General features: G+C 62.8%; 23 protein-coding genes. 2 read left to right on the top strand and 21 right to left on the bottom strand.

What is annotated here, in order from left to right; translation table 11 throughout:
* Positions 1 to 5: 5 nt before the first annotated feature.
* The 19 genes from FRC98_RS18075 to dnaN all read right to left on the bottom strand — a co-directional run bounded on the left by FRC98_RS18075 (position 6) and on the right by dnaN (position 21945).
* Positions 6 to 377 (bottom strand): DUF423 domain-containing protein, encoded by a 372-nt coding sequence (locus FRC98_RS18075; protein WP_146982830.1) that lies wholly within the window; start codon positions 375 to 377, stop codon positions 6 to 8.
* Positions 377 to 700 (bottom strand): hypothetical protein, encoded by a 324-nt coding sequence (locus FRC98_RS18070; RefSeq protein WP_146982829.1) that lies wholly within the window; start codon positions 698 to 700, stop codon positions 377 to 379. The genes FRC98_RS18075 and FRC98_RS18070 overlap by 1 nt, the downstream gene beginning before the upstream one ends.
* 28 nt (positions 701 to 728) lie before the next feature.
* Entirely contained in the window at positions 729 to 2108 is a 1380-nt protein-coding gene (locus tag FRC98_RS18065; protein ID WP_230467756.1) for a dipeptidase, read from the bottom strand.
* 402 nt (positions 2109 to 2510) lie between these two features.
* Complete coding sequence (locus tag FRC98_RS18060; RefSeq protein ID WP_230467755.1) at positions 2511 to 3842, bottom strand: tetratricopeptide repeat protein; 1332 nt, start codon at positions 3840 to 3842, stop codon at positions 2511 to 2513.
* A 218-nt stretch (positions 3843 to 4060) separates the two neighbouring features.
* Positions 4061 to 4855 (bottom strand): hypothetical protein, encoded by a 795-nt coding sequence (locus tag FRC98_RS18055; protein ID WP_146982826.1) that lies wholly within the window; start codon positions 4853 to 4855, stop codon positions 4061 to 4063.
* A gap of 211 nt (positions 4856 to 5066) precedes the next feature.
* Positions 5067 to 6746 carry an NAD+ synthase gene (locus FRC98_RS18050; RefSeq protein ID WP_146982825.1) on the bottom strand — a complete coding sequence of 560 codons (1680 nt, stop codon included), beginning with the start codon at positions 6744 to 6746 and terminating at the stop codon, positions 5067 to 5069.
* Positions 6747 to 6818: 72 nt separating this feature from the next.
* On the bottom strand, positions 6819 to 7772 hold the full coding sequence (locus tag FRC98_RS18045) for a calcium/sodium antiporter (protein WP_146982824.1): 954 nt from the start codon (positions 7770 to 7772) through the stop codon (positions 6819 to 6821).
* 473 nt (positions 7773 to 8245) lie between these two features.
* Positions 8246 to 8638 (bottom strand): hypothetical protein, encoded by a 393-nt coding sequence (locus FRC98_RS21745; protein WP_230467754.1) that lies wholly within the window; start codon positions 8636 to 8638, stop codon positions 8246 to 8248.
* A 220-nt stretch (positions 8639 to 8858) separates the two neighbouring features.
* The gene (locus FRC98_RS18035; RefSeq protein ID WP_146982823.1) at positions 8859 to 9365 is read right to left on the bottom strand and encodes a hypothetical protein; all 507 of its coding nucleotides are present in this window, start codon (positions 9363 to 9365) and stop codon (positions 8859 to 8861) included.
* A gap of 989 nt (positions 9366 to 10354) precedes the next feature.
* Positions 10355 to 10846, bottom strand: a complete 492-nt coding sequence (locus FRC98_RS18030) for a DUF3015 family protein (RefSeq protein ID WP_146982822.1) — start codon at positions 10844 to 10846, stop codon at positions 10355 to 10357.
* Positions 10847 to 11080: 234 nt separating this feature from the next.
* Positions 11081 to 11563, bottom strand: coding sequence for a DUF3015 family protein (locus tag FRC98_RS18025; RefSeq protein WP_146982821.1), 483 nt, complete (start codon positions 11561 to 11563; stop codon positions 11081 to 11083).
* A gap of 79 nt (positions 11564 to 11642) precedes the next feature.
* Positions 11643 to 13208, bottom strand: coding sequence for a lysine 5,6-aminomutase subunit alpha (gene kamD / locus FRC98_RS18020; RefSeq protein WP_146982820.1), 1566 nt, complete (start codon positions 13206 to 13208; stop codon positions 11643 to 11645).
* A gap of 366 nt (positions 13209 to 13574) precedes the next feature.
* Entirely contained in the window at positions 13575 to 14480 is a 906-nt protein-coding gene (locus FRC98_RS18015; RefSeq protein ID WP_146982819.1) for a cyclic pyranopterin monophosphate synthase MoaC, read from the bottom strand.
* 132 nt (positions 14481 to 14612) lie between these two features.
* Complete coding sequence (locus tag FRC98_RS18010; protein ID WP_146982818.1) at positions 14613 to 15332, bottom strand: molybdenum cofactor biosynthesis protein; 720 nt, start codon at positions 15330 to 15332, stop codon at positions 14613 to 14615.
* A gap of 1 nt (position 15333) precedes the next feature.
* Positions 15334 to 16335, bottom strand: coding sequence for a GTP 3',8-cyclase MoaA (moaA, locus tag FRC98_RS18005; RefSeq protein WP_146982817.1), 1002 nt, complete (start codon positions 16333 to 16335; stop codon positions 15334 to 15336).
* Positions 16336 to 16457: 122 nt separating this feature from the next.
* Positions 16458 to 17273 (bottom strand): hypothetical protein, encoded by an 816-nt coding sequence (locus tag FRC98_RS18000; RefSeq protein ID WP_146982816.1) that lies wholly within the window; start codon positions 17271 to 17273, stop codon positions 16458 to 16460.
* 120 nt (positions 17274 to 17393) lie between these two features.
* A complete protein-coding gene (locus FRC98_RS17995) occupies positions 17394 to 18920 on the bottom strand; it encodes a class I SAM-dependent RNA methyltransferase (RefSeq protein ID WP_146982815.1) in 1527 nt (508 codons plus the stop codon).
* A gap of 585 nt (positions 18921 to 19505) precedes the next feature.
* Positions 19506 to 20654 (bottom strand): DNA replication/repair protein RecF, encoded by a 1149-nt coding sequence (gene recF, locus FRC98_RS17990; RefSeq protein WP_146982814.1) that lies wholly within the window; start codon positions 20652 to 20654, stop codon positions 19506 to 19508.
* Between the two features lie 166 nt (positions 20655 to 20820).
* The gene (dnaN, locus tag FRC98_RS17985; RefSeq protein WP_146982813.1) at positions 20821 to 21945 is read right to left on the bottom strand and encodes a DNA polymerase III subunit beta; all 1125 of its coding nucleotides are present in this window, start codon (positions 21943 to 21945) and stop codon (positions 20821 to 20823) included.
* 623 nt (positions 21946 to 22568) lie between these two features.
* Here dnaN and FRC98_RS17980 point away from each other — a divergent pair.
* Together FRC98_RS17980 and FRC98_RS17975 are read left to right on the top strand one after the other, a co-directional pair.
* On the top strand, positions 22569 to 22868 hold the full coding sequence (locus FRC98_RS17980) for a hypothetical protein (protein ID WP_146982812.1): 300 nt from the start codon (positions 22569 to 22571) through the stop codon (positions 22866 to 22868).
* Between the two features lie 183 nt (positions 22869 to 23051).
* A complete protein-coding gene (locus tag FRC98_RS17975) occupies positions 23052 to 24230 on the top strand; it encodes a hypothetical protein (protein ID WP_146982811.1) in 1179 nt (392 codons plus the stop codon).
* Between the two features lie 98 nt (positions 24231 to 24328).
* Here FRC98_RS17975 and FRC98_RS17970 read toward each other — a convergent pair whose 3' ends face one another.
* Positions 24329 to 25150 (bottom strand): OBAP family protein, encoded by an 822-nt coding sequence (locus FRC98_RS17970; RefSeq protein ID WP_146982882.1) that lies wholly within the window; start codon positions 25148 to 25150, stop codon positions 24329 to 24331.
* A gap of 288 nt (positions 25151 to 25438) precedes the next feature.
* The coding region (locus tag FRC98_RS21740) for a hypothetical protein (protein WP_230467752.1) at positions 25439 to 25638 on the bottom strand (200 nt) is incomplete at its 5' end.

Here is a 25638-nt window from a genome sequence, read left to right as displayed (position 1 = left end):
CGGGATCAACTCCCCAATTTAAGCGCTGCAAGCATGCAGCAGAACCATCCAACAATCATCGCGGTGCCGCCGATGGGCGTGATCGCCCCCAGCCAGCGCGCGCCGGTAAAGACCATCAGGTACAACGAGCCGCTGAACACCAGGATCCCGGCCGTAAAACACCACCCGGCGGTGATCGCCGCGGTGGCCTGGGTCTGGCTAAAGAGCCAGGCCGCCGCAAAGAGGGCCAGGGCGTGCACCATCTGGTAATGCGCCGCCGTCTGCCAGATCTCCAGCATGCGGGCGTCGACCTTGTCGGCCAACCCGTGCGCACCAAAGGCGCCGGTGACCACAGCGAGCATGCCAAAGAGGCTGCCCAGGATCGCAAAGGTTTTCATCACTCCTCCTTGTCACGCGTCGAGTCGCCCTGAGGGTCTTGCCCGGGGCGATTCTGGCGCGTTTCTGGCGCGCGCTCGATGAGCTCATCGAGCATCAGTTGAGCCTTCCGGGCGGCGCGCTGGCGCTCGGAGTTCGGGTGCAGAAAGATGCGTTCATCGGCCGCGCGTTTTACCTCATCGGCCCACACGCGCCCGCGAAGCTCGGCGTGGCGACGGGCCACATCAAGGTCGACCTCCTCCGCCTGCTCACACCCCGGCGCTCCGAGAAACGCCACCGCCAGCAAAAGCACAACGAGGGCTCGAAGCGACGGGGTGCTCGACATATTACGTCGCGAGGTCCTTCTGGCCGGCTTACTCAGCCGGCTGACCCGCTTCGTGCATAAGGTAGGCGCTGGCTCGCACGCCGGCATAGAAGTTCTCCACGTCGAATTTCTCATCGGGGCTGTGCAGGCGGTCGTCCGAGAGTCCCAGCCCCATCAGCACGGTGGGAACATTGAGGATCTCCGAAAAGGTCGCGACCACCGGGATCGATCCGCCGCCGCGCGTAAACACAGCGTCGGTGCCCCAGACCCGGCTCAAAGCGCGCAGGGCGGCCTGCACGGTGGGGGCGTCGCGCTCAGTGAGCACGGGCTTTCCGCCGTGATGGGGCCGCACGCTCACGCGCAGCGCCGGATCGACAAGCTCGCGCACGTAATCTTCCGCCAGCTCGGCGATGCGGTCGGGGTCCTGGCCGGGCACGAGGCGGCAGCTGAACTTGGCGTGGGCCTTCGAGGGCAGCACCGTCTTGGCGCCCACGCCCGTAAACCCGCCCCAGATGCCATTGCAATCCAGCGTGGGCCGCGCCCAGATGCGCTCGAGCGTCGTAAAGCCCGCCTCCCCCTTAAGCCCCGCCGCGCCGGACTCTTTCAAAAACCCGGACTCATCGAAGGGAAGAGCGGCAAAATCGGCGCGCTCCTCGTCGGTAAGTTCAATCACATCGTCATAAAAGCCCGGGATCGCCACGCGACCCTGGGCGTCATGAAGTTTTGCGATGATGCGCGCAAGCTCGTTGATCGGGTTGGGAATCGCCCCGCCAAAAAGCCCGGAGTGCAGGTCGTGGTCGGGCCCCTCCACCGTCATCTCCAGGTACGCAAGCCCGCGCAGCCCGTAGGTGATCGAGGGTTTTCCTGGCCCAAACATCGAGGAGTCGCTGATCACCACCGCGTCACACGCCAGCCGCTCCTGGTTGGCCTCGATCCAGTGGTCGAGGTTCACGCTGCCCACCTCTTCTTCGCCCTCGATCAAGAGCTTGATGTTCACCGGCAGATCGCCCTCGGTGGCCAGCCAGGCCTCCAGCCCTTTGACATGGCAGAAGAGCTGGCCCTTATCGTCGGTGGCGCCGCGCGCAAAGATCTTGCCGTCTCGCACCTGCGGCTCAAAAGGCGGCGTCGTCCACAACTCCAGAGGATCGGGGGGCTGCACGTCGTAATGCCCGTAAATCAGGATCGTCGGCGCATCGTCCTGCGTCAGATGCTCGGCGTAGACGATGGGGTGACCCGGCGTCTCGTGCAGCTCCACCGTCTTCAGCCCGATGCCCTTCAGATGGGCGATTAACCACTCGGCGCAGCGGCGCACATCGCCCGCGTTCTCCGGGTCGGTGGAGACGCTGGGGATGCGCAGAAACTCAAAGAGCTCATCGAGAAAACGCTGCTGATTTTTTTCGAAAAAGGCATCCACCACATCAGTACTCAAAACGCCTCCATAGCTTTCAATTTTTTTGTTCAGGGGAGAGAGGGCGGTCCTGGCGAGGGTTAGCATCCTGCTCGCCAGGGCCCACATCGGGGTGTTTCTACGATGCGCTTGCGCCCTCGAGGGGTTCGGTCGGAGGCCCCAGGGTGAAAAACTACAGAGCCTCGATGTCGGGCACTTAGTATTACGCCGTGAGCTATCATTGACGCCGTGTCTGCTGCGTTGAGAGCACCTCGGGCAGCGTTGCAAAGCCTCGACGATGCTAAAGCATCGCCTGCGTTTCGCGCCTTGCCCGAGAAGCTCTCAACCTCGCAGCCATCGACGTCAATTTCTGCTCACAGCGTAGTACCGCAGCGCGGTCCGGGGGAGCAAGGGCCGGGCGTGCACCGGGCGGTCAGCCTCGTGTCAGTTAGCCTCGTGCAGGGCGACCTCGGGAGGGGAGGCCTCACGGGCGGCATCGCGCGCTTTGGCCAGGGCCTGGCGCACATGCTCGCGGGCAAAGGCGGGGACATCAAAGAGCTCTTCTTCCAGAGAGCCGCCGGCCAGCACGATCTGCTCGGCGCGGCGGTGCACCATCGGATCGTCGAGCAGGGCGCGCATACGCTCCAGATGCAGGGCGGTGGCGTCGATCCAGGCCGCCGCATCCGGCGACTGCACGATGCGCCGCGCCAGCCCTAAGTTGCGCTCGTACACGCTGAGCGCGCGCTCCATCACCACGCGGATCGTCTCGCGAAGCTCTTCAAAATAGATGGTGATCTGCTCCTCGTTGAGCCCGTCGGGGATCTCAGCGGCGAAGATATCCAAATAAAAGTCCTGGTAGAGCCGGCCGATTTTGTAGCCGGCGGCCACCGACCAGTAGGGGTGATGCTGGCGCAGGGCGCGCAGGTAGTTGGCCTGGGCGCTCTGGTGAAGATCGGCCTTGGTGTTGAGATCTTCGGTCATACGCTCGGTGGGAAGCACGAGCTTCAACTCATCCATACGCCCATGAAAACTCGCTCCGAGCCCGAAGTAGGCCTGTACGATGAAGTGGCTGTTCTCCAACAGCTTCTCATCGCCCGGGGCGCGGCGGTTTAAGTCGACGGCGGCCTGGAAGGCGTCTTCGGCCTCCGACCACTCTTCAAGCTCCAGCAGGGCGTTGCCGCGGCGCACGTGAGCCTCGACCGTGTCGAAGTGGTTTAAGTCGCGCAGCCCCAGGCTGAGCATGATCTCGACGACCTCCTCATAACGGCCGGCCTCATGCAGGGATTTGCCCAGGCGAAAGCTCGCGTTGATGGACTCTTCGCTCTCGGGAAAATCATCGATAATGCGGCGGTAGAGCAGGGCGGCGTCCTCCCACTGCTCCAGATGCTCCAGCGCCAGCCCGGCGTTGTAGAGGGAGGGCAGGATGAAGCGGCTGTCGGCAAAGTAGTCGATGATGATCTGGTAGTTCTGCAGGGCGTCTTCGTAACGCCGGGCCTGAAAGTCGAGGTAGGCGTTCTCAAAGACCTCTTTGGAGTCGAGCGACTCGGTATCGATCACCTCTCCGTCGCGCACGCGGATCAGGGTGGGGTCGGCCTCGAAGGTGCTCGTCGGCGTCTCGACGCCGGCCTCATCGCTGCGGGTTGCCCCGGTGGTGCAGGCCGAGCTCATCGCCACACCGCCGGCCACCAGAAGCAGCAGCGCGGCGCGGCGCACGCCAGAAACCCACGCAGCGCGGGCCGGCGAACGAAGAACGTGAAGGGCAGGGCGTCGACGCACGGGGTCTCTCCGGTCGTTCAAAGGGGAAGTGCCAAAAAGCTCGGGTTGGCCGGCGAGCTCAAGGCTCATAACGAGGCCAACCGGGCGCCATAGTCCCACAGGTGTTCGGGCGATCGCAATGAAGGGGGCTGTAACAACCCGTGATCTCGCCATCCCCCCCGTTTTTTCAATCTAAAAAACCAGGTGCATGGGGCTTCATCCCACGCGAACGTCGGGCCCTAAGAAGGATCATCGGGGGAGTTCGGGGGGTCGCTTTCGACCTCGGACTCCAGGTCGTCGAGGAGGGTGGGGCGGTCTTTGCTTCGGCCGAAGGGAAAGCTCAGGAGCTCCCCACCTTCCTTCGCCTTTTCGGAGGATTTTCGACCATTTGGACCATTTGGGCCATTTTGACCATGTTTGGCCTGATCGCCGGCCTTCTGCGGCGGCGCCACGGGCATCAGCCAGCGGATGGCTTTGAGGGGAATCTCCAGAACATCGCCGCGCTCATCGCGCAGGCGCAGGGCGCTCTGCATATCGCCGGCGCTGGCGTCGATAAGCTCCAGGGGTGTGGCGCGGTGGCGAAACCAGAGGTGCTGTTCGGCGTCGTAGCGCTCAAGCTCCAGGCCCTGGCCCTCCTCCAGCGCGCGCTGCGCCACCTCAAGGCGGCTTTTGACGTCGCTGGAGAGCATCAGGTCGAGCTCGGGGTGCCGGGGGGAGGGGGGCTCGGGGAGGGTTTCGGCCTCATGAAGCCAGGCAAGCGCGCGCTCGGCCTCGGCCTCACAGTGGTTGACAACCTCCTCGGGTAACGCGCGGCTTAAGCGTTTCAAGAGGGCGCCGGCGGCCCCGGCCCGCACCCTCGTGCCGCCGCGCAACGCCAGCGCTTCGATGAGTCGCCCCCCCACATAGGCCGCGCTCAAAAGATCCATCGTCGGCAACAAAGCCGGCCCCACCGGCTCGACCCGCTCCGGATAAAAAGGCTGCTGCGCATCGGGGCGCGGTGCCAGGTGTCTCAAAAATCGCCGCCAGCTCTCCATAAACGCTCCACAGGTGGTGTTTCACGTGAAAACGCACGTACGACGTCGCAACTCCCCGGCGAACTTAAACAACATCGGGCCCGCTGCACCCCTCGGGCCACGTAAAGACCTGTTCCACGCGGGCCGGGTTCCCATCGAACTCATCGACGCCCCCCGTACCTCCACCCCGCGCCGCCACCCCACACCGGCGTCATGCGTTGACTGAAAAACCTCAGCCGTGGGAGGCCGCCAGCGGATAACGCCAGCCCGATCCAAAAGCTTTGGCCGTGACTTTGAGCACCGGCGGCGACTGCCAGCGTTTGTATTCGTTGCGTCGAATCAGCCCCACCACCCGCTCCACGTCGCGGCGCTCAAAGCCCGCGTCGATGATCTGGGCGATGCCCTGCCGATCTTCGACGTAGCGGTCCACAATGGCGTCGAGCACCGGGTAGGGCGGCAGGCTGTCCTCATCGCGCTGGTCGGGGCGCAGCTCCGCAGAGGGCGCCTTTTCAATGATGTTGCGCGGCACTACCTCATAGCCCGCCAGGCGGTTGTACTCTTCGGCCAGAGCGTAGACCTGCATCTTGGGCACATCACCGATCACCGCCAGCGCCCCGCACATATCGCCATAAAGCGTCGAATAGCCCACGGCCAGCTCACTCTTATTGCCGCAGGAGAGCACGAGTTTGCCGAATTTATTGCTCAGCCCCATCAGGTACACCCCGCGGATGCGCGCCTGGAGGTTCTCTTCGGTCACGTCAAAGTCTTTGCCCTGAAAATGCGGCGTGAGCACATCGAGAAAGCTCGTATAGGGCTGCTCGATGCCGATCTCGTCGAACTCGATGCCCAGGTTATTGGCCAGGGTGCGCGCGTCATCGCGGCTATGGCGAGAGGAGTAACGCGAGGGCATCGCCACCGCATGCACGTTCTCCGGGCCCAGCGCGTCGGCGGCGATCACGGCGGTCACCGCCGAGTCGATGCCCCCGGAGAGCCCCAGGAGCACCTGTTTAAAGCCCGACTTTCGCACATAATCGCGGGTCCCCAGCACCAGCGCCGCGCGCAGCTCGCCGATATCATCGCGCTCCGAGGCCGAGCCCCCCTCCGGCCCCAGGACATCGCCGGTGGTGACCACACTCACAACCTCGCAGGCCGAGGCAAAATCCGGAAGGCGATGGGCAATCTGCCCGGTGGAGTCGATGGCCACAGACGCCCCCTCGAAGATCAGCTCATCGGTGGCGCCGACCTGGTTCACAAAGATCAGCGGCCGTTTATGACGCGCGGCGTGCTCGCAAAGCAGCGCCTCGCGCATCGCGCGTTTGCCCCGGGCAAAAGGGCTGGCCGAGATATTGATCAAGACCTGCGCCCCGTTGGCCACCAGCGCCGCCACCGGATCGCCCATATAACGCGGCTGCTCCCAGTGCTCGACCGGGGCCCAGGCGTCTTCGCAGATGCTCACCCCCAGGCGCACCCCCTTAAAATTGAGGATCGGCGCCTCGCCGCCGGGCTCAAAATAACGCGCCTCATCAAAGACGTCGTACTCGGGCAGAAGCTGCTTAAAGACGCGCTCTTTGACGCGTCCTCCCACACAGAAGGCCGCAGCGTTGACCAGGCGTCGGCCCACGTGGTGGGGGTTGCGATCGGCATAGCCGACGATCAACCCAAAGTCGTCGTCGGTCAGCGCGGCCAGCGCCTCCAGGGTCTTGAGCTGGGCGTCGATGAACTCGTCGCGGTGCAAAAGATCGCGGGGCGGGTAGCCCGTGAGCGCCAGCTCCGAAGTCACCAGCAGATCGGCGCCGGCGGCGCGCGCGCGCTCCACCTCGTCGCGAATGCGCGCGACGTTGCGGTCGAGATCCCCGACCTTGAAGTTGATCTGAGCCAGCGCGATTCGAAGCAGGGAGGGGGTCTGGATCATAAAAAAAGGAGGGGGAGAGTGGGGTAGGAAACGAGGCCGCGCCGGAAGCTGGCGCGGCCTTTTCAGAGGAGGTCAGCGCATGAACATCGAGACAAGGTACGCCACGTAACCGACGACCATCACGATGCCTTCCCAGCGCTTGAGACTATGTCCCGTACGCAGAAGCGGCCACAGCAGCACGCTGATGCCGGCCATCACCCAGAGATCGATGCCCAGCGCGTCTTCGCCCACCATGATCGGGTGTAGCGTCGCCACCATCCCCATCACAAAGAGCAGGTTAAAGACGTTGGAGCCCACCACGTTGCCCACCGAGATGTCGGCTTCGCCGCGAAAGGCCGCGACCACCGAGGTCGCAAGCTCCGGCAGGCTCGTGCCGATCGCCACGATCGAGAGCGCGATGACAAGCTCGGAGATCCCCATCGTCATCGCGATGGTGGTGGCCCCGTCGACCATCCATTTCGCACCCAACGCCAGGCCCACGATGCCGCCGACCATCAGCAGAACATCGACGATGGCTTTGCGCTGGTTGGGATCGACCTCGCTCAAATCATCGCCGACGATCGCCTCCATGCGCTTCATGTCTTTTCGGGCTCCTACAAACATGTAGGCGATATAACCGGCCATGGCAGCGAGCAGGATGAAGCCGTCGATACGCGTGAGAGCCCCGTCGAGCGAAAGCCCGATGAAAAGCCCCGTGGCCGCCAGCATGATCGGGAGCTCATGGGTGACCACCCGGCTCTCGATCTTCAGCGGGCTGATCGTGGCCGCCGCCCCCAGAATCAGCATGATGTTGGCGATGTTGGAGCCGACGACGTTGCCCAGGTTGACGTCATCGCTGCCGATGAGCCCCACCAGGAGCTCCGGGGCGCTGGTGCCAAAAGAGACGACCGTCAGGCCGACGATAAGCGGGGTGATGCCCAGGCGAAGCGCCAGCGAACTTGCGCCTCCCACGAGCGCTTCCGCGCCAAAGTACAGAAGCACCAGGCCGGCGAGTACCATGGCGATGGCCAGTAAGATCGGATCCATAAGGTCTGACTCCCAACAACAAGAGGGTCCGGTGAGCGGGGTAACCACCGCGCTTCTCGGCGCAAAGGTTGCGGCCGGAGCGCGGGTTACTACGCCGTGAGGCAATGTTGACGCCTTTGGATGCGAGATTGAGAGCGACCTGAGCAAGGCGCAAAACGCAGGCGATGCTTTTAGCATCGTCGAGGATTTGCAACGCAACTCAGGGTGCTCTCAATGCAGCAGACATGGTGTCAACGTTGCCTCACGGCGTTACAATACCGGTCAACCTACTTTAATTGTCGGGGGTTGCAAGGCGTAGCCGACCGCCGCTCAGGGCAATCGCAAAGTCCCACAAGGTTTTTTTATGGAGACCCCACCCAATCCGTAGGGAGGGGTCTTGTGCCCCTCCGGAACTCCCAGGGCGGGGACCCACAAGGGGTCCCCCTACGATGGCGGGTGGTGGGGACCCACTTGGCGATCCCTGGACCGCCGGCTTAGCGATGTTCATCCTGCGGGATGTCTGGATCGGCAGGGGGTGCGGGCTCGGGCGTCGGCTCAGGCTCGGGCGTCGGCTCAGGCTCGGGCGTCGGCTCAGGCTCGGGAGTCGGCTCAGGCTCTGAAGGGGGTGCGGGCTCGGGAGTCGGCTCCGACGCTTTTGGCGATTCGACCGCTGGCGAGGCCGCCGCCTCATCTTCCTTCGCCTTCGCCTTAAACTCCCGCTCCAGCTCCTTCACGCGTCGCGTCTTCCAGAGGTCCACCATCGCCTTCACACCTTCGCCCACAAAGGTGGAGACGGCCTTCTTGAGGGCGTCTTCGCCGATCTCTTTCCAGAGGTTTTTGCCGGTTTCACCGGCGACTTCGGCGGCTGTTTTCAAAAGATCGCTCATAAGAAAGCTCGGGGCTACGCTCAACATGCGCGCCAGCACCGATGGCGAGGCAGGTCTGGCGAGTCGCTTTAAAGATGGGGGCCTGTTGCCACGGAGGCAAAGCGCCGTGGCAGACCCTGCCCTCATTTAAACACCTCAGCGAAGCTCAACAATCCGCACACCACCTCGGAGGCTCGCCAGGCGGACACCGCCGGACGGCGGCACACCCGGATCGAAAAAATCAGGCGTCGTGTTGGGGAAGATGCGCGGAGAGGGCGGCGTGCTCGGCCATCGCCCCAAAAACATGGGCGGCAAAGGTGCGCGCGCGCTCGCGGGAGGCGGCGTCATCGGTTGCCGGCGCACAGAGGGGGGAGAGTGCCTGGCGAGTCTCGAAGAGCAGCTGCGCAAAAGCCTCGTGCTCGGCGGCCGGCACCCCGAAGATCGCCGCCAGGTCGGCCGTGGCCTCACCGCCCCCCAGGTGCAGATCCTGCTGCACCAGCGCGGCGTTATCGTCCAGGTACACATCGAGCGCGGCGCTGGTGTCGTTGACCAGGGTCACCGTCAGAATCACCGCCCCCACCACCACCGCCGTGGTCGTCGTCGAGGTCGAGAGCGAGAAGATGTCATTGTAGAAGGGCGTGCCGTTCGTTGGCTCCGACTGCGCAAAACCTGGCGAGGCCACGAGCATCGTCAGCGCCGCCGCACAGAGCGCCACTTTCCACGCTCGCGTCACGCGCCACGACGCCATTGATTGTCCAAAAGTTTTGGATCGAAACCGGTGCCACTGCATACCTGAGATCTCCACGACAGCACCCGCAAAGCGGGTCAATAAAGAGTGTTTCGACGACCCGTTGACGCTACCGAGCAGCGCGACAGCGCGCAAGCAGCGAGGCGCAGCGATGGCGAGAGAAGCGCCGGTCGGCCCCCTTAGCTCTCGTTTTACTCAGGTAAATCGACGGCTCGGCCTTCTCCCGCATGGTAAAAAGCCCGAGCGCATCCAGGGCGAAGTCCAGCAAGGAGTAAGGAGGAAGCTGTAGCAGCGCTACCGCGACGACGAAGCGACACAGCTGGCTTCGTCCTGGGGCGTTCGGCACAGGTAAATCGACGACTCAGACCCCTTAGCTCCCGTTTTACTCAGGTAAATCGACGACTCGGATCCCTTAGCGCTCGTTTTACTTAGCTAAATCGCCATCACATCCCTTCGCATCCCCCCCAACGCCGACACGAATCGCCCGACATCGCGAACCCCCGGCGCCCCACAACCACCCAACCACCTGACCACCTGACCACACGCCCACACGAATCGCCCGACATTGCGAACCCCCGGCGCCCCACAACCACCCAACCACCTGACCACCTGACCACTCGCCCTCACGAATCGCCCGACATCGCGAACCACCGGCGCCCCACAACCACCCAACCACCTGACCACCTGACCACACGCCCTCACGAATCACCCAACATCGCGGACCCCCGGCGTCCCACAACCACCCAACCACCTGACCACCTGACCACATCCTTTCGCATGCCCCCCAACCCGAGCGTATCCAGGGCGCGGATGGCAAGGAGGCAGGGATGAAGCTGTAGCAGCGCTACTGCGAATCCCTGACGACGCAGCCAGCGTCGTCCTGGGACGCTCGGCACCGAGGCACAAAAAAAACCGGGCCCACCAAGAGGCCCGGTCTTTTCAACTCGTCTCCCGGTCCGCGAGGCGCCGACCGAGGGTATTTAGAGAACTTACGCGCCCACGCGCGGCAGGTGCTGCGCGAACTCGGGCTTTTCCATCAGCGCGTCGTAAATCACCCGCACAAAGGTGCCGGCGCGCTCGGCGGTCAGCGTATCCACGTCGGTGAGCGGAAGAAGCGCGTCGCGATTCTCGGTGAGAACCTGTGCAAATTCAGCGTGCTGCTCGGCCGGCACATTGAAAACGCTCGCGAGCTCGGCAGTCGTCTCACCGCCGCCCATATGCAGGTCATGCTGCAGGGCGACATTATTTTCCTGGATGTACGACTCCATCTCCGAGGAGGAGCGAAGAAGCAGCACGACCACGAGCACCGTCAAACCCACGGGAACCGTGAAGATGGCAGCATAAGTGGACGTCACCGAGGTGAAGGCCATCCCATAGGCAGCATCTTCATCCGCCGTCGATTGGGCAAAGGCAGGGGTGGAAAATGCAAAAGCAAGCGCAACGATCAACGCCGCAACGAAGCTACGAGAATACGTCGACATAGAAATCTCCGATCAAAAGAGATCAACGAAACCAACTCGGACCACGAAATTGTGTGAAGGCATCCTGTGTACCCCGAATCCGGGGGTGAGGTCCAGTGATTTTCGGCGAGTAATTTTGACCGGGATGAGGCGCCGCAATGCCCTCGCATAAACAAAAAAACCGGGCCCGAAGGCCCGGTTTTTTCAAATCATTTTTTGGTCGGCAAGGCGCTGCCCGAGCCACGGACCGCCGGCTTAAGCGCCGATGCGCGGAAGGTGCTGCGCAAACTCGGGCTTCTCCATCAGCGCGTTGTAAATCACGCGCACAAACGTGCCGGCGCGCTGCGGAGTAAGCGCGTCAACGTCGGTGAGTGGAAGGAGCTCGCCGCGATTCTCGGTGAGCACCTGCGCAAATTCCGCGTGTTGCTCGGCCGGTACGTTGAACATCATGGCCAGCTCGGCGCTCGTCTCACCGCCCCCCATATGCAGGTCATGCTGCAGCGCGACGCTGTTCTCTTTGATGTACGACTCCATCTCGGAGGAGGAGCGAAGGAGCAGCACGGCCACAAGCACCGTAAGACCAACAGGAACCGTAATGGCCATGGCGTAACTCGACGTTGTGAGCGAATAAGCGCCGGCTACATCCATCTCATCCACGTCTTGCTGCGCAAATACCGGAGCTGCAAAGCTCATCTGAAGCGCAACGAGCAATACGGCTACAAACAAACGAGAGGTCATAACTATCCATATCTATTAGAGAAAAAGGAGGTCGGAGGTGAATCAACACATGTATTAAGTAAGCTCGAATGAGCGATCTTTAGATGGTGAGATCCAGAGACTCTCGAAGCGCGTCTTCGACCGGATTGAAATAATCGGGGGCGCGGCGCAGCACGCCGCTCAAACCTTTGCCGCCGTCGACGGGGCGGAAGACGTCGGCGAAGGTGCCGGCGGCCAGGGTGTCGAACATACCCTTCTCGCGCACGTCTTCCAAAAGCTGGCAGGCTTCAGCGAGCACCTGCTGGGCGCGGCGCTGGATGATGCCGCCCGATTTGAACTCAATCTCCTCGCCGAGCTGGCGGGTGTTGTTCATGACGTAGTGGGCGTTCTCAATGGCGAGGTAGCGGTCGCCCATATGGGGGGTGTGCATCGCCTCGGTCATCATGCCCAACAGTTGAATGCCCTGGCCGGTCCAGCCGCCAATCAGGTTGAAGAGGGCGTCCTGGATATGACCGCGAAAAATGTTGCCGGTCATGTATTTGGTTGGGGGCATGTATTTGAGCGGCGCTTCGGGGAAGAGCTCGCGCGCGAGCTGGGCCTGGGCCAGCTCAAACAAAAAACCGTTTTCGATGGTGGGGTCCATCTCCATGGCGTGGCCAAGGCCCATCTGCACCGGGGGAAGACCGCTGCGCAGCGCGAACTGCTCGTTGATGAACTGGCTGGCGGTGACGGTGTGGGCGGCCTCCACCGCGTCAGCGGTGGTCAGGTAGTTGTCTTCACCGGTGTTGATCACAATGCCCGCCGCCGAGTTGATCATGCGGCTAAAGTACTGGTCGACAAACGTGCGCTGGGGGTTGATGTCGCGAAAGAGGATGCCGTAGAGGGCGTCGTTGAGCATCATATCCAGGCGCTCAATCGCGCCCATCGCCGCGATCTCGGGCATGCAGAGACCACTGCAATAATTGCAGAGGTGAATATACCTCCCGAGCTCCTCGCCGACCTCATCGAGCGCCTCGCGCATGATCTTAAAGTTGGCCTGGGTGGCGTAGGTGCCGCCAAAACCCTCGGTGGTGGGGCCGTAGGGCACAAAGTCGAGCAGGCTCTGCCCGGTGGAGCGGATCACGGCGATGATGTCGGCGCCCTGGCGGGCGGCGGTGCGGGCCTGAACGGCGTCTTCATAGATGTTGCCGGTGGCCACGATCACGTAATGCAGCGGCGCCGGCCGTTTCTCAAAACGATCTAGAAAATCATCGCGCTCAGCTCGCCGCGCCGCGATACGCGCCATCGCCTCCGCGGCCAGCTCCTGGCCGAGCTCCTGAATCTGGGCCTCATCGATCAGGGGAAGATCCGTGAGCGTAAGGTCGCCCTCGGCGATGGCTTCGCTGACCGTCTGGGCGTCGCGACCGGTGTGAATCATCGCCCGCGCGATATGGCGGGTGATGCCCTCAGCGAGCAGCCCGGCCTCCAGGGCATGATCGACCACCACATTGGGCAGCGGCACGTCGTCCTCATCGACCCCGTCGACGCCGAGCAGGCGCAGGGTGGTGCGCTCCACGGCCACGGTGGTGCGCTCGCGAATAAACGCGTCCATCGTGTCGGCGATGTCGCTGGCGGCCTGGCGCGCGCGGTCGATGATGCGGGAGTCGAGATCGAGTTTGGAGGCCATAACGTGTACCCGAAGCGAAGAGGCAAAAAGAGAGGTGGAGGGGCGAAGAGACCGGCGCCCGCCGCGTCAGCAGCAGCGGCGCTCAGGGGCCCGGTTTACCCCGAGCGTAGCGGGGGGAGCAAGATCAGCGATGAGGGCCATCGTCATGATTTTTCGCTCAAGACCCTTTGAGTGAATCACCGCCTGAAAACGTTTGAAATTCAGGCATTTATACGGACCCGGGGTCGCGCGTTTCACGTGAAACAGAGTCATTCTACGAGGCCAAAAAGCCTCGTGTTTCACGTCTTTTGCCAGGCCGAACTCGAAACACGAGAGCTCGCGAGAGAACGTGCATCCGAGCCTGATTGAACATTACCTGATTGAACATTAAAGGGCGGGGCGCACCGCTTCGAGCAGGCCGGTAAGCATGGCGTCACAGCTCTGGGTGGCGCCGGCGGTGGATCCGGGCAGGGTCACCAGCAGAGTGTGGCCGGCCTGGCCGGCGACCCCGCGGGAGATGAGCGCGCGGGGGGTGCGGGCCTGACCGTGGGCGCGGGCGGCCTCCATGATGCCGGGGATGGGGCGTTGAATGCGGGACTGCACCACCTCGACGGTGCGGGCGTAGGGCTCAAGGCCGGTGCCGCCCACCGTGATGATGAGGTCGAGCTCGCGGGCCAGAAGATCATCGATCGTCGCCTCGATGGGGCCCGGGTCGTTGCCGAGCAGGATGTAGTCAAAAATATCGACGCCCTCGCGCTTGAGCAGGCGGTCGCGCACGATGCGGCCGGCTTTATCGTCCTTAAAACCCTGCACCACCGCGTCGCAGGTGACGACGATGGCGGCGCGCACGCTGACCGGATCGCGAAAATCGCTCTTGCCGCCGCGTTTCTCGACAAGTTTGATGTCGGTCACGCTGATCAACCCCGTGTCGGCAGAGGCGTGGGGTTTGAGCATGTCATAAAGGTTCATCGCCGCGACGCTGGCCGCATACAGGGCCTCCATCTCCACGCCGGTCTGGCCGACTGTGGTGGCGGTGACCTCCAGGTAGATGCCCTCGGACAAAAAGTCGAAATGCACATCGCAGGCGGTGATGGGCAGCGGGTGGCAGAAAGGCAGCGCCTCCCAGGTGCGTTTCACGGCCATGATGCCCGCCACGCGCGAGGCTTCGATGGCGTCTCCCTTATCGGTCTTACGCCCGTGGGCCGTCGCCTGAAGGATGGCCGAGTCGATGCGCAACATCGCCGAGGCGCGCGCAAACCGCTCACTGGTAGGTTTGTGGGTGATGTCTTTCATTCTCAGATTCTCACTTAAGAGGTGCCGGCGATCTGCCTGCGCAATAACTGGCGAGCAAGGCGGTGTGCGTAACGGGCACAGCGTGGGTAAGCGCGGAGTCACAGGTCGGGGCCGTGACGCCCCGGGGTGGTGTTAACCCTGATCTTCGGGCTGAAGGGGAGTGCCGTCGAGGTAGCGCTCGGAGCCGTCGTCGTAATGCTCGAGCTTCCAGATGGGGGTTTTTAGTTTCAGCGTATCGATGGCGTAGCGGGCGCCCTCAAAAGCCGCGGCGCGGTGGGCGGCGCGGCAGATCACCAGCACCGAGGCCTGGCCCACCTCCACCCGGCCGGTGCGGTGCTGGATGCGGCAGCGCAGCACGTCGAAACGCTCCATCACCTCGGCTTCGAGCTCGCTTAAGACGCGGGCGGCAATGGCCGGGTGCGCTTCGTAGGTGATGGCGGTGACGCCCCGGCGGCCTTCGTGGTGGTTGCGCACATCGCCGCTGAAGACCACAAGGCCGCCGCCGGCCGGATCTTCGCATTCGGCCAGCAGGGCGCTCAGATCGAGCGGGGTTTCGGAGAGCCAGCGTGACGGAGTGGCGGGGAGGTCGGTGCCCCCGCTGACCGGCGGAAGCAGGTCGAGAGTCGCGTCTTCATAAAGGGGGGTCGAGGCCGAAACAATCGTGTTGTCCAACGCCACCGCCACCCGCGAGAGCATCGAAGCCAGCGAGGGAAATTCTTGCTCGATGGCCGAGAGGGCGTCGGCGACACGAACCTCCCCACCCTCATCGCGCCCCGGTGCAACCTGAATAAAAACATCGCGGCAGCCGGCGCGGCTGGCGAGTCCGGCGAAAAATCGCACGTGGATCTTCATCTCAACCTCCCAGGGCCGACATGCCCGCGGCGGTCACGTGACCTTTGCGCCACTGATGGCCGGCGGGTTTCTGGAAGACGGCGAGCTCAAAGATGGCCTTCAACGCCTCACGATCGCGGCGACGCGTCGCCTCTTTGAGCTCGTGCTGATCGTCGACCGCCAGACATGCCCGCAGCTCTCCGGTGGAGGTCAGCCGCAGCCGCGCGCAGGTGTCGCAGTAGGGGTTGGAGATGGGGGTGATAAAGCCCAGACGCCCCCGCGCGCCCGGGGCGCGGTAGTAGCGCGCAGGTCCATTGCCCACCTTCGCGTCGTCGGGCTCTACGCCGCGGGTCGCCATCAGCTCGGCAATCAGCTCGGTGAGGTTCACAAAGCGGCCCGCTTTTGCGTGCAGCGCGCCTTCGCCAATGGGCATGATCTCCATAAAACGCACGTCCACCGGGTGGGTGCGGGTGAGCTCAATCCAGCGGTCGAGCTCATCGTCGTTGACGCCGGCCAGGAGCAGGGTGTTGACGCGCACCGGGTCAAAGCCGCTCGAAAGCGCCGCCTCCAGCCCGGCCCAGGCTTTTTCAAAGGTGCCATTGCGGGTGATCTCGCGAAAACGCTGCGGATCGAGCGAGTCCAGGCTGATGTTCACCCGGTCGAGCCCGGCGGCTTTGAGCTCGGCGGCCTTGCGGTCGAGCAGCAGCCCGTTGGTCGTCAGCGCCACATCGGCCACGGCCGTCTCCCCTTTGAGCATCCTGACGAGCTCCGGCAAATCTCGCCGCAAAAGGGGCTCACCGCCGGTGAGGCGAATCTTATCGACGCCCAGCTCGCAGGCCACGCCCACCACAAAGGTGATGTCTTCAAAGGTCAAAAGCTCGGAGCGCGGCGCGCAGGGCAGACCCTCGGCGGGCATGCAGTAGGAGCAGCGCAGATTGCAGCGGTCGGTGACCGAGACGCGCAGCGAGCGGTGCGCGCGTCCGAAACGGTCGATGAGCTGCGATGAGGGGGGGGATGAGGTCATGGGCCGACTGCCTGCTAGAGAAACCCGAAGTCGGCGCTCAGTGTAGTGTGGCGAGGGGCGCTGTCCAGTCGTCTGAGTGGCGCGCGTGCAAAGGGGGTAGCCGAGCTCGGGCTCCCATAATCTCAAAAGAGGTCGCCATCATCCTCATCGAGCAACTTCAGGTCGTTGTCGGCCGCTTTTTTGCCCTCTGCCGGCGCCCGGAACTCTCCCGATCGATCCCACTCGCCGCGCACGGGGAAGCCGGCTTTCTCCTCAAAAAAATCGCCCTTCATCGGGCTTGTGCTGCGGGAGTGAAGTTCGCCGGAGACGGGCATCCGACCGGCCTGGGCGGTGGCGCCGGGGAGTTTGCGCCCCTCGGGGGTAAGGGTGGGGAACTTCGCGGCCTGATTCTCCAGCACAATCGCCAGGCTCACCGACAGCTCAGTGAGCTCCTCGAGGATCGTCTCATCGCTGAGCGCCCCGCGGCGTTTGAGGCGCAGATGGGCGTCACGCACCTCGATGTGGTGGGCGAAGGCGGCGGCCTCATTCCAGGCGTTCACAAGCGCCGGGACCTGCAAAAGCTCATGGGCCTGGGTGGGGCCTTCAGCGTAGACGGTGTCGATGGTGGGGGCCTCGTCGGCGTCGGGCTCGCTGATAAGGGTCAGCGTTTTGTGCAGCGCTTTGACGAGATCGATCTCCGCCTCCAGCTCGTAGCCCTCGCTCAAGGGGTCGCCTTTGCCGGTGAGAATAAGGGGGCAGGCGCGGTGCGAGCCCACCAGGCGCTCAACCCCGCTGGTGCTCTCGGCGTCGGGCTGGAGGTTGAAGGTCTCGGCGATCGTTCGCCAGTAGGATTTCGTCTTCATAAGTTCCTGCATGCGCGAGATGTTTTGCAAAATCCCAAAGAAGGCGGCGATGCCGAAGCCCACGATCACCACGATGACGAGCAGCTCGAAGTTCATAATGACCTCATCTCCACCAGCACAAAACACGCCACCTATTTCCCATCCGGACGGCGCTCACACTACCAACACCCCAACGTGCAGCAAAGCCGCAGCGAGTGAGCCCCCTGCTCGCCAGGTTCAGGTCGAGGCCTGGCGGGTTAAGAGCGCGACGTTCTCCACGTGATAGGTCTGCGGGAAGAGGTCGACCGGCTGCACGACCTCCAGCTGGTAGCCGCCCTTGATGAGCGCGACCAGGTTGTCCGCCAGGGTCTTGGGGTTGCACGACACATAGACCAGCGTGGGGGCGGCGATCTCCAGAATCTGCTCAATCGCCTGGTCAAAAAGCCCGGAGCGGGGCGGGTCGACGACCACCAGATCAATCGCGTCGCCGCGGGCCTCGATGAACTCGGGGCTGGCGAGCACCTTGCCGACGTCGCCCACAAAGAAGGAGGCGTTGTCGATCTGGTTGTCGGTGGCGTTTTTGCGGGCGTTGTCGACGGCGTCGGGCTGCAGCTCAATGCCCAGCACGCGCTCGGCGTAGGGAGCCAGGCAGAGGCCGATGGTGCCGGTGCCGCAGTAGAGGTCGAGCACGGTTTTGGGCCGACGGGGGTTGTCGGCGTCGAGCAAACCGGCGCGCTCGATGACCTCGGTGTAGAGCTGCTCGGCCTGCAGAGTATTCGGCTGAAAAAACGCACGAGGGTGAATCTCAAAGCGCAGCTTTTGCGAGCCCGGGAGGTGCATCTCCTCGCTCAAGACGGGGGCGCCGGCGAGCAACGTCTCCTCGATGCGGGTGCGGCTGCCTTTCTCGGCGATGTACTGCGACCAGTAAAAGGAGGTAATGGGCCGCCCGAGCTCCGAGGCCAGGCGTTGGGCCTCCTCCATAAACCCGCGCGCGGCCTGCTCCGCATCGACCCTCACATCGCCAAACTGCACCTCTTGTGCCGGGCTGGTCATCAGCTCCACCATCACCTCGCCAGTGCGTTTGCCCTCGCGGATGGTCAGGTTGCGCAGCCACCCCTCGTCGCGGCGGCTGTGGTAGGGCTCAAGCCCCACCGAGGCGCAGAAACTGCCCATCGCCGGCACAAAACGCGAGACGAACTCCGACTGCAGGTGGCACTCCTGCAGATTCAGGATCTCGAATTTGTAGCCCGAGGGGTAAAGCCCCAGCGCGAAATTGCGCTCGGCGTCGTCACCGAAGGTGAACTCCATCTTGTTGCGATAAAACCAGGGCTCCTCCATGCCTTTGAGGGGGAGCACCAGCCCCGGATCGAGGCCCACGCGCTGAAAATTCTCTTTGATCAGGCGCTCTTTGATGGCGAGCTGATGGCGGTAGCGCATCGACTGCAGGGTGCAGCCGCCGCAGCCTTTTCCGGCCTCTTCGCGGGTGCCAAAGTGGCGGCAGCGCGGGTCGATGCGCAGCTGCGAGGGCTCCAGAATCTCCAGCAGGGTGGCCGAGGCGCGCTTGCGGCGCGTCTTGTCGATGCGCACGCGCACCCGGTCGCCGGGGATGGCCTTGCGCACAAAGACCTCGTAGCGCTTCTCCATCTTCTGCGGGCCGATGACCGTCTCGACAAAGGCGACCCCTAAGCCCCGCTCGTTCATCTTGTCGATGGTCAGCTCGACCTCATCGCCGTGTCGAAATCCCCGGCTAAGCTCCAGAATCATGGTTTTGCTCTCTTCAGGCGTAGAAGGCTCAAAAGCGTCGATCGCCTTATTCGATGCGCTTCGACGGCATGGTTTTAAATTAAAACTGCTGTGTCGGGCACTCCGATAAGGGTTTTTCAATGTGAAAGAGATGTGTCGGACTGCCCGACACGGGTTTTTCAATTTGAAAATGCTCTGCCGATGGGCTCGACGAGGCTTTCGCCCTTTAAAAGAGCTCTGTCAAAGCCATCGCCGCGATGGTTTTGGTTTGAAACAGACGCGTCGTTCGCTCCGACGCGCTTATCTCAGGATAAAACAGCCGCGTCGTTCCCTTCGACGACGTATTTTGATGGTGAAGGAGCCGTGTCGTTCGCTCCGACACGGGTGTTTTAACCGGCGAAGGCTATGTCGTTCGCTTCGACACGGGTGTTTTAACCGGCGAAGGCCGCGTCGTTCGCTTCGACACGGGTGTTTTAACCGGCGAAGGCCGCGTCGTTCGCTTCGACGCGGGTGTTTCAACCGGCGAAGGCCGCGTTGTTCGCTTCGGGGCCACTGTTCTAACCGGCGAAGGCACCGACACTCCGTTTGAGCGATGTATTCGGTTCATCACCCCTGGTCCGAGACACGCTCGATGACCTGGCCGCCCTGCACATCAAAAATACTGAGATTCTCATCCAGCAGAATAAAATCGCGGTGGGTGGTGGTGATGAAGACCTGCCCTTGAGTGCGGCTGCGCAGAAAGTCGAAGAGCAGGCGGTTACGTTGCCGGTCGAGCTCGCTGGAGACGTCGTCGAGGAGGAGGATGGGGGCGAAGTGGTAGCGCTCTTCCAGGTAGGTGATCTCGGCGATTTTCATGGCGAGCACGAAGGCGCGGGTCTGGCCCTGGCTGCCGAAGGTGCGCACGTCGTGGCCGCCGAGCGTGGTGTGGAGGTCGTCGCGGTGGGGGCCAATGAGCGTGTAGCCGCGCTCGCGTTCGTCGCGCTCGGTGCGCCTTAAGGCCTGCTCCAGGGCGCGTTCCAGATACTGCGGGGAGTTTAGGGCTTCGGCCTCATCCAGAAAATCTTCGCCCTCCGCGAGCCAGCTCGGGGCGTAGCGCAGGTCGGCGGCAAGCGAGGGGTCGAAAATTGTCGAAAACGTGCGGGTGAGCACGGGCCGAAAGTGGGTGATGAAGTCCAGGCGGCGGCGCAGGATCTGGGCGCCGTAGGTGATGAGCTGCTCGTCGTAGACCGCGCGCAGCGCCGGGTCCTGGCGCGGCTCTTTCAGGAGCGCGTTGCGGTGCTTGAGCACGTCCTCGTAGTGGGTGGATTCGGTGCCAAAGGCGGGGTGGGCGTTGAAGATGGCGCGGTCCATAAAGCGGCGGCGCTCCGAGGGGGAGCCGCGCAGGATGCCGATGTCATCCGGCCCGAAGATCACGACGTTAAGAGTGCCGAAAAAGTCCGAGATATTGCGGACTTGCCCCTCATTGAGAAAAACCTTTTTGCCGCGCTCGGAGATCTCCAGGCGCACCAGGCGCTCATGGCCGCCGCGCTCCACGCGGGCTTCCAGGGTGGCCTCTGTGCGCTCGAAATGAATCAGCGCGCGGTTGGTCGTGCCGGGCCGAAAGCTCTTCACCGCGCTCAAGAGATAGATGGCTTCCAGGAGGTTGGTTTTGCCCTGACCGTTGGGACCGGCAATCACGTTAAAACGCGGGTTGGGCGTCAACATCACGTGCTGCAGGTTGCGAAAATCGCGCAGTCGGAGGGCTTCCAGAAGCATCGAATATATATCCCGGGGAACTTGGGCTCTATGGCTCAGGGGGGGCGCGAAAACGCGAACGCCCCCGGCGAAGGTCGTCGGAGGCGCGCACTAACTCATTTACTAAAAAAGCCGCAGAGCAAAGACTGGCCAGCACAGACTGGTCTGGTTGCCCTGATTAAAAGGATCAGAGGCGCATGGGCATGACGACGAAGAGCATCTCGTCGCGCTGGGTGTCGCGGATGAGGGTGGGGGAGAGGGTGTCGATGATCTCGATGGAGACCTCGGAGCCGTCCAGGGCGCTGACGACGTCGTTGAGGTAGCGGTAGTTGAAGCCAGCTTTGACGGCCTGACCGCTGTACTGCATCGGGACGACCTTGGTGGCTTCGCCGCGATCGGGGTCGGAGGCGTAGAGCTCCAGGCCGTCGTCGCTCAGCGAGATGCGCACGTTGTTGGTCTTGGAGCTGGCAAAGAGGCTGACGAACTTGAGCGCCTGCTGGAAGACGTCTTTTTCGACGACGGCGCGGTGCTCGCTCTCTTTGGGCAGAACCTGGGTGAAGTCGGGGAAGCTGCCTTCGATCAGGCGCACCGAGAGGCTCATCGGGCCGCTCTTAAAGACGATGTTGTTGTCGATGATGCCAAAGCTGAGTTCATCGCTCTTCGCATCGACGGTGCGTTTGATCTCCGCCAGACCTTTACGCGGGATGATGATGCCCTTGTTGAGCGCGGAGGGGATGTCGCCACCGGCGTCGAATTCTTCGGGCTTCGTCTCGATTTTCGAGAGGCGGTGGCCGTCGGTGGAGACCATCAGGAGCGTCTTCTCGTTGGTGACCTTGAAGAAGGCACCGGTGAGGTTGGCGCGGGCGTCGTCGGTGGAGACGCTGAAGAGCGTCTTGTCGATCATGTCGAGCAGGCGACGGGTGCCGATGGGGAAGAGCTCCACGCCCTCGATGTCGAGGAGGTGGGGGAACTCATCGGCGTGGGTGCCGACGATGCGGCAGTTGACGTTGCCGCTCTTGAGCTTGGCCCAGTGGTTGTCCTCGGTCTCCAGCGAGAGGGTGTCTTCTTCGAGGTTTTTGACGATGTCGAAGAGGCTGCGGGCCTGCAGGGTGACCTTGCCCGGCTCCAGCACCTCGCATTCGCAGGAGGTGGACACGGAGATGTCCAGGTCGGTGGCGTGCAGGGTCAGCGTGTTGCCCTCGGCCACAAGAAGCGCGTTGGACAGGATAGCCAGCGTGCTGCGGTGGCTGACGACGCCTTGAAGTTTGAAGAGCTCGTCGGTGAGCGTCTTGCTGGAAATGCGAATCTTCATGGAGCGCGTCTCCGCGGAGAGGTTTGGGTTCTTTAAAAAAATTTCCCGGCTCGTAAGCCCTGACAATCCACCACAGGTTGGAGAGGGTTTCAAGTGCTAATCGCCCTTGTAACTCGCGAGTTTGCGCCCCTTCGAGGTGCGAAGGTTTTCCACAGACACGGATCTTCTACCAGAAGACAAAAAAGGTTTGGTGTGTTTGAGGTACGTAGAAGAAGTAGGGCCTGTGGAAATGTGGAGAGGTGCGCTAAAGGGCCAAAATACTTCGACTATTTATCCACATTCGGATCGGGGAAAGCGTGTGGGAGAAGTGGGGAGAGTCTGAGGGCCGAGTTTGCCCCAGGTTTTCCAGCTGTGGATTAACAGCTTTAGCACAGGGTTTCGCACAGAGTTTTCCACAGCCCCTCTGGGCCAATCTCGATCGCAATAAGATCAAATTTTTCGAATCAGGGAGTTTTGTTCAGGGGATCCGGGTGCGCTGTTGAGGTCAAGAAGCCCGTGAGCGTGTGCATATGCGTGGCGGAAGGTTCTTGGGGCTGGCGTTGTTTTCTCAGTGAGAGCTGCGTGTGGGGTGTCGGATGATGGTCCTGGCCCCCGAAATGGTTGAAACACTTGAGGAGGCAGAGATGGTGAAGCGAAACGTGACGAATGAAGACGGGTCGAGGATCCACGTGAAGGGGGCCGAAGAGCCCGAGTGCGAGCACAGCCGCCGGGCGCGGGAGCACACGCTCTTTGGCGGGGCGATGGGAGCGCTGAGCGTGGCGGGGCTGGCGGCTTTTGGCACGGTGATGTGCCCTTTATGCGTGGTCGCCGCGCCTGCTTTTCTGGGCAGCGCGGCGTGGAACGCGCGCAAAGCCCGGCAGAAAAAGGCCGAGGATCCGGGGTACGACGGCAATCTTGCACCGGGGGATCGCGTAGAGTTCTGAGCAGTGCCAACCGCATCAGGACGACGTTGGCTGCGGTCGGGTTTTTTCGATCACGTTGGCCGGCAGAAAACCTGTAAAGCGTTGTGATCCCTTGAATAGAGCGCGTCCCGGGAGGGTCCACTCGTAGACAGACGATGTCTTCGATGTGGACCCTTTTTTATGCGTTTTACCCCAGGGCTGGCGATGACTGTTGCTCGATGGACCGCCCGGCGCGCTGCGGCGTCCGGATTTCTGACCCTTATCGTGTGGCTGAGCGGGGGATGCGCCGTTCACCACCATCACCATTATCCGCCAGAGTCCCAGGCGCCCTCCGAGGTGCCCGGGGCGCAGGTTGAGAGAAGCGGGACGGAGACCGCCGAGCCCCGGGCGGCGTCCTCTTCAGCGGGAGAGAGCGCTGAGACTGCAGAGGCGTCTTCTGGTGCGGCCGATCCTGGCGATCAAGACGTCGTGCCTGAGCTTCAAGCGGAGGCTCAGCCCGTCGCAACGCCGACCTCCTCGGACGATCCGGCCGGCCGCTTCGAGCCCTTTGAGGACTGCGCGGTGGATGATGATGTGACGGGCTGGGTGGTCGTGGACTGCCCCGACCAAAACTACCTGGTGCAGACGGGCCCCACGATGCGCGGGAGCTTCGATCGCCGCTTTGCCTATGCCGGGCAGCTGGCCACGAAACGTCATCCGAAAGAGGTCGCGTACTGGGGGAAGGTGAGTGATGTGCGTCTGAACCAGACGCGCTATCGCGCCATGCAATTTGAGCTTCGGGAGAGCCGGGATCAGGGGTTTGGCCTGTCGGCGCCCGATGAAGAAGGGGAGGTTGTGGCCGAGGGGATGTACGCCGCGGCCGACTCGGCGTTGGGAGCCATCGGGATGCTCTGCGTTGAGGATGGGCAGCTGGACCGGGCCGAATGCCTGCGTGTCTTTGAGGCGCTGAGCTCAGCCGAGGAGCTGCCTTTTGGAAAGGCGTTTTCCACAAAAATTGAGGTGCTGGGGTGGACGCTGGAGAGTGAGGGGGACTGCTACTTTTCGCATCCGGGACGGATCGACTGCATGACCGGCCATCTCTCGTGGACCCCTGGCGATCGTGAAGACCTCGACAACAAGCTCAACGAGACGATCGCGGTGTGGACCGATGATGGTGGCATCCCCGGGTTTCATAATCCGCATACCACCGGACCCTGCGAGCTTGCCGGACAGGCCACGACCTGCCACCGGGTCGAGTACAAAGGAGTGCGCGATGAGCCCGGTGAGATCTTGCATCTGGCAATAGTGCAAGAGGCAGAGGAGGAGGTGCTGGTGCGGTGCTCTTATAGCACCCGCTATCCGGTGCCGGAGCCCTGCCGCCAGGCGTTTAGCGATGCGCGTTGAGCCGCAAACCAGCCCGAGCCGCACCTTTTGATTCGACTCGGGCTGGTACCTCGCCGCGTCTCTCGCGCTGGCGCGCGAGATTGCCGGCTGGCAGACGCTCAGTCCTCGTTGGAGTCCTGCTGCTGCATGTCCTCGTCTTTCTTCTCCTCCGAGTCTTTCTTCTCCTCGGAGGGGGTGATGGGCCCGCCGCCGCGGCCCTGGCGGCTGTTTTCACGATCTTCGATGCCGGCGGGTTTCTGGCGCTCGGGGAAGGAGCCGGCCAGCATGTCGACGCCCTCCTGCGGCTCGGCCATGTCGATGAGGACGGCGCGCTGCTGACGAATCTCGTTGGTATCGATGTCGAGGGCTTCGTCGCGGGCGTTGAGCAGAGATTCGTTGAGCTCCCCGTCGGCGTTGAAGGACCAGGCCAGCATCGGCTCACCCATAGGCAGTTCGTCGCCTTCGACGCTGGCGTTGCCGGTATGCCAGAGGTGGAAGGTCTTGCCGTAGCTGTTGATTTTGCTCTCCATCAGCGCCTGCTCGGCGGCGTCGGGAAGGCCCGGGGCGACGAGCTGGCCGGAGAGGATCTCGTAGTTATGGGGGTGCCAGTACTGCTTCTCTTCCTCGGGGAGCTGCTCGTAGAGCAACGAGGAGATGATGTACTCGACGCCGTTCAGGTTGGCGTCGGCGCCGTCGCTGTCGAAGAGGGCGCACTGGGCAAAGTCCTCGTTGACCTGACGGCAGAAGTGGTGGGCCTCCATCTGGATCGAGGGGTCGTCGGCCATGGGGTGAAAGCCCACCAGGTGAATATCGAGGGCGGAGGGGGCGCCGGCGCCCTGAAGCACCTCGGCGCCCGCTCCCAGCGCGCGGGTCTCCGCGCTGGCCTCGCGGCCCTGCGGCGTGACGTTGGGGCTCGTCGAGGAGCAGCTGACCATCAGCATCAACGCCAGCGCCAGGCAGCTCACACTCCAGAGCTTGAGCCAGGTGACGTGACGGGGCGATGAAGCAACAGGGTACGACCTACGACTGAGCGAATTTTTCATTCAGTTCCTCCCAGTGTGATCTGATGATCGGATCGGGGCCCCGCGTGACGCGCGGCCTATCCCCCTCTTCATGAATTGTGACTGCGGGTTCAAAGCTGTAACCACTGCCAATTTAAAGACAAGCCGAGGATGCCGAGCGCCCCAGGACGACGCTGACGGCGTCGATAGGGATTCGCGGTAGCGCTGCTACAGCTTCATCCCTATCTCCTTGTCAGGCGTCGCCCTGGATGCGCTCGGATTTTTTATTTTGCGAAGAACGTTTCGTCGGCCCTGGATGCGCTCGGATTTTTTATTTTGCGAAGAACGTTTCGTCGCCCTGGATGCGCTCGGATTTTTTATTTTGCGAAGAACGTTTCGTCGGCCCTGGATGCGCTCGGATTTTTTAT

Source organism: Lujinxingia vulgaris, assembly GCF_007997015.1.
Lineage (GTDB): Bacteria > Myxococcota_A > Bradymonadia > Bradymonadales > Bradymonadaceae > Lujinxingia > Lujinxingia vulgaris.
This window is presented reverse-complemented; position numbering and strand designations above follow the sequence as displayed.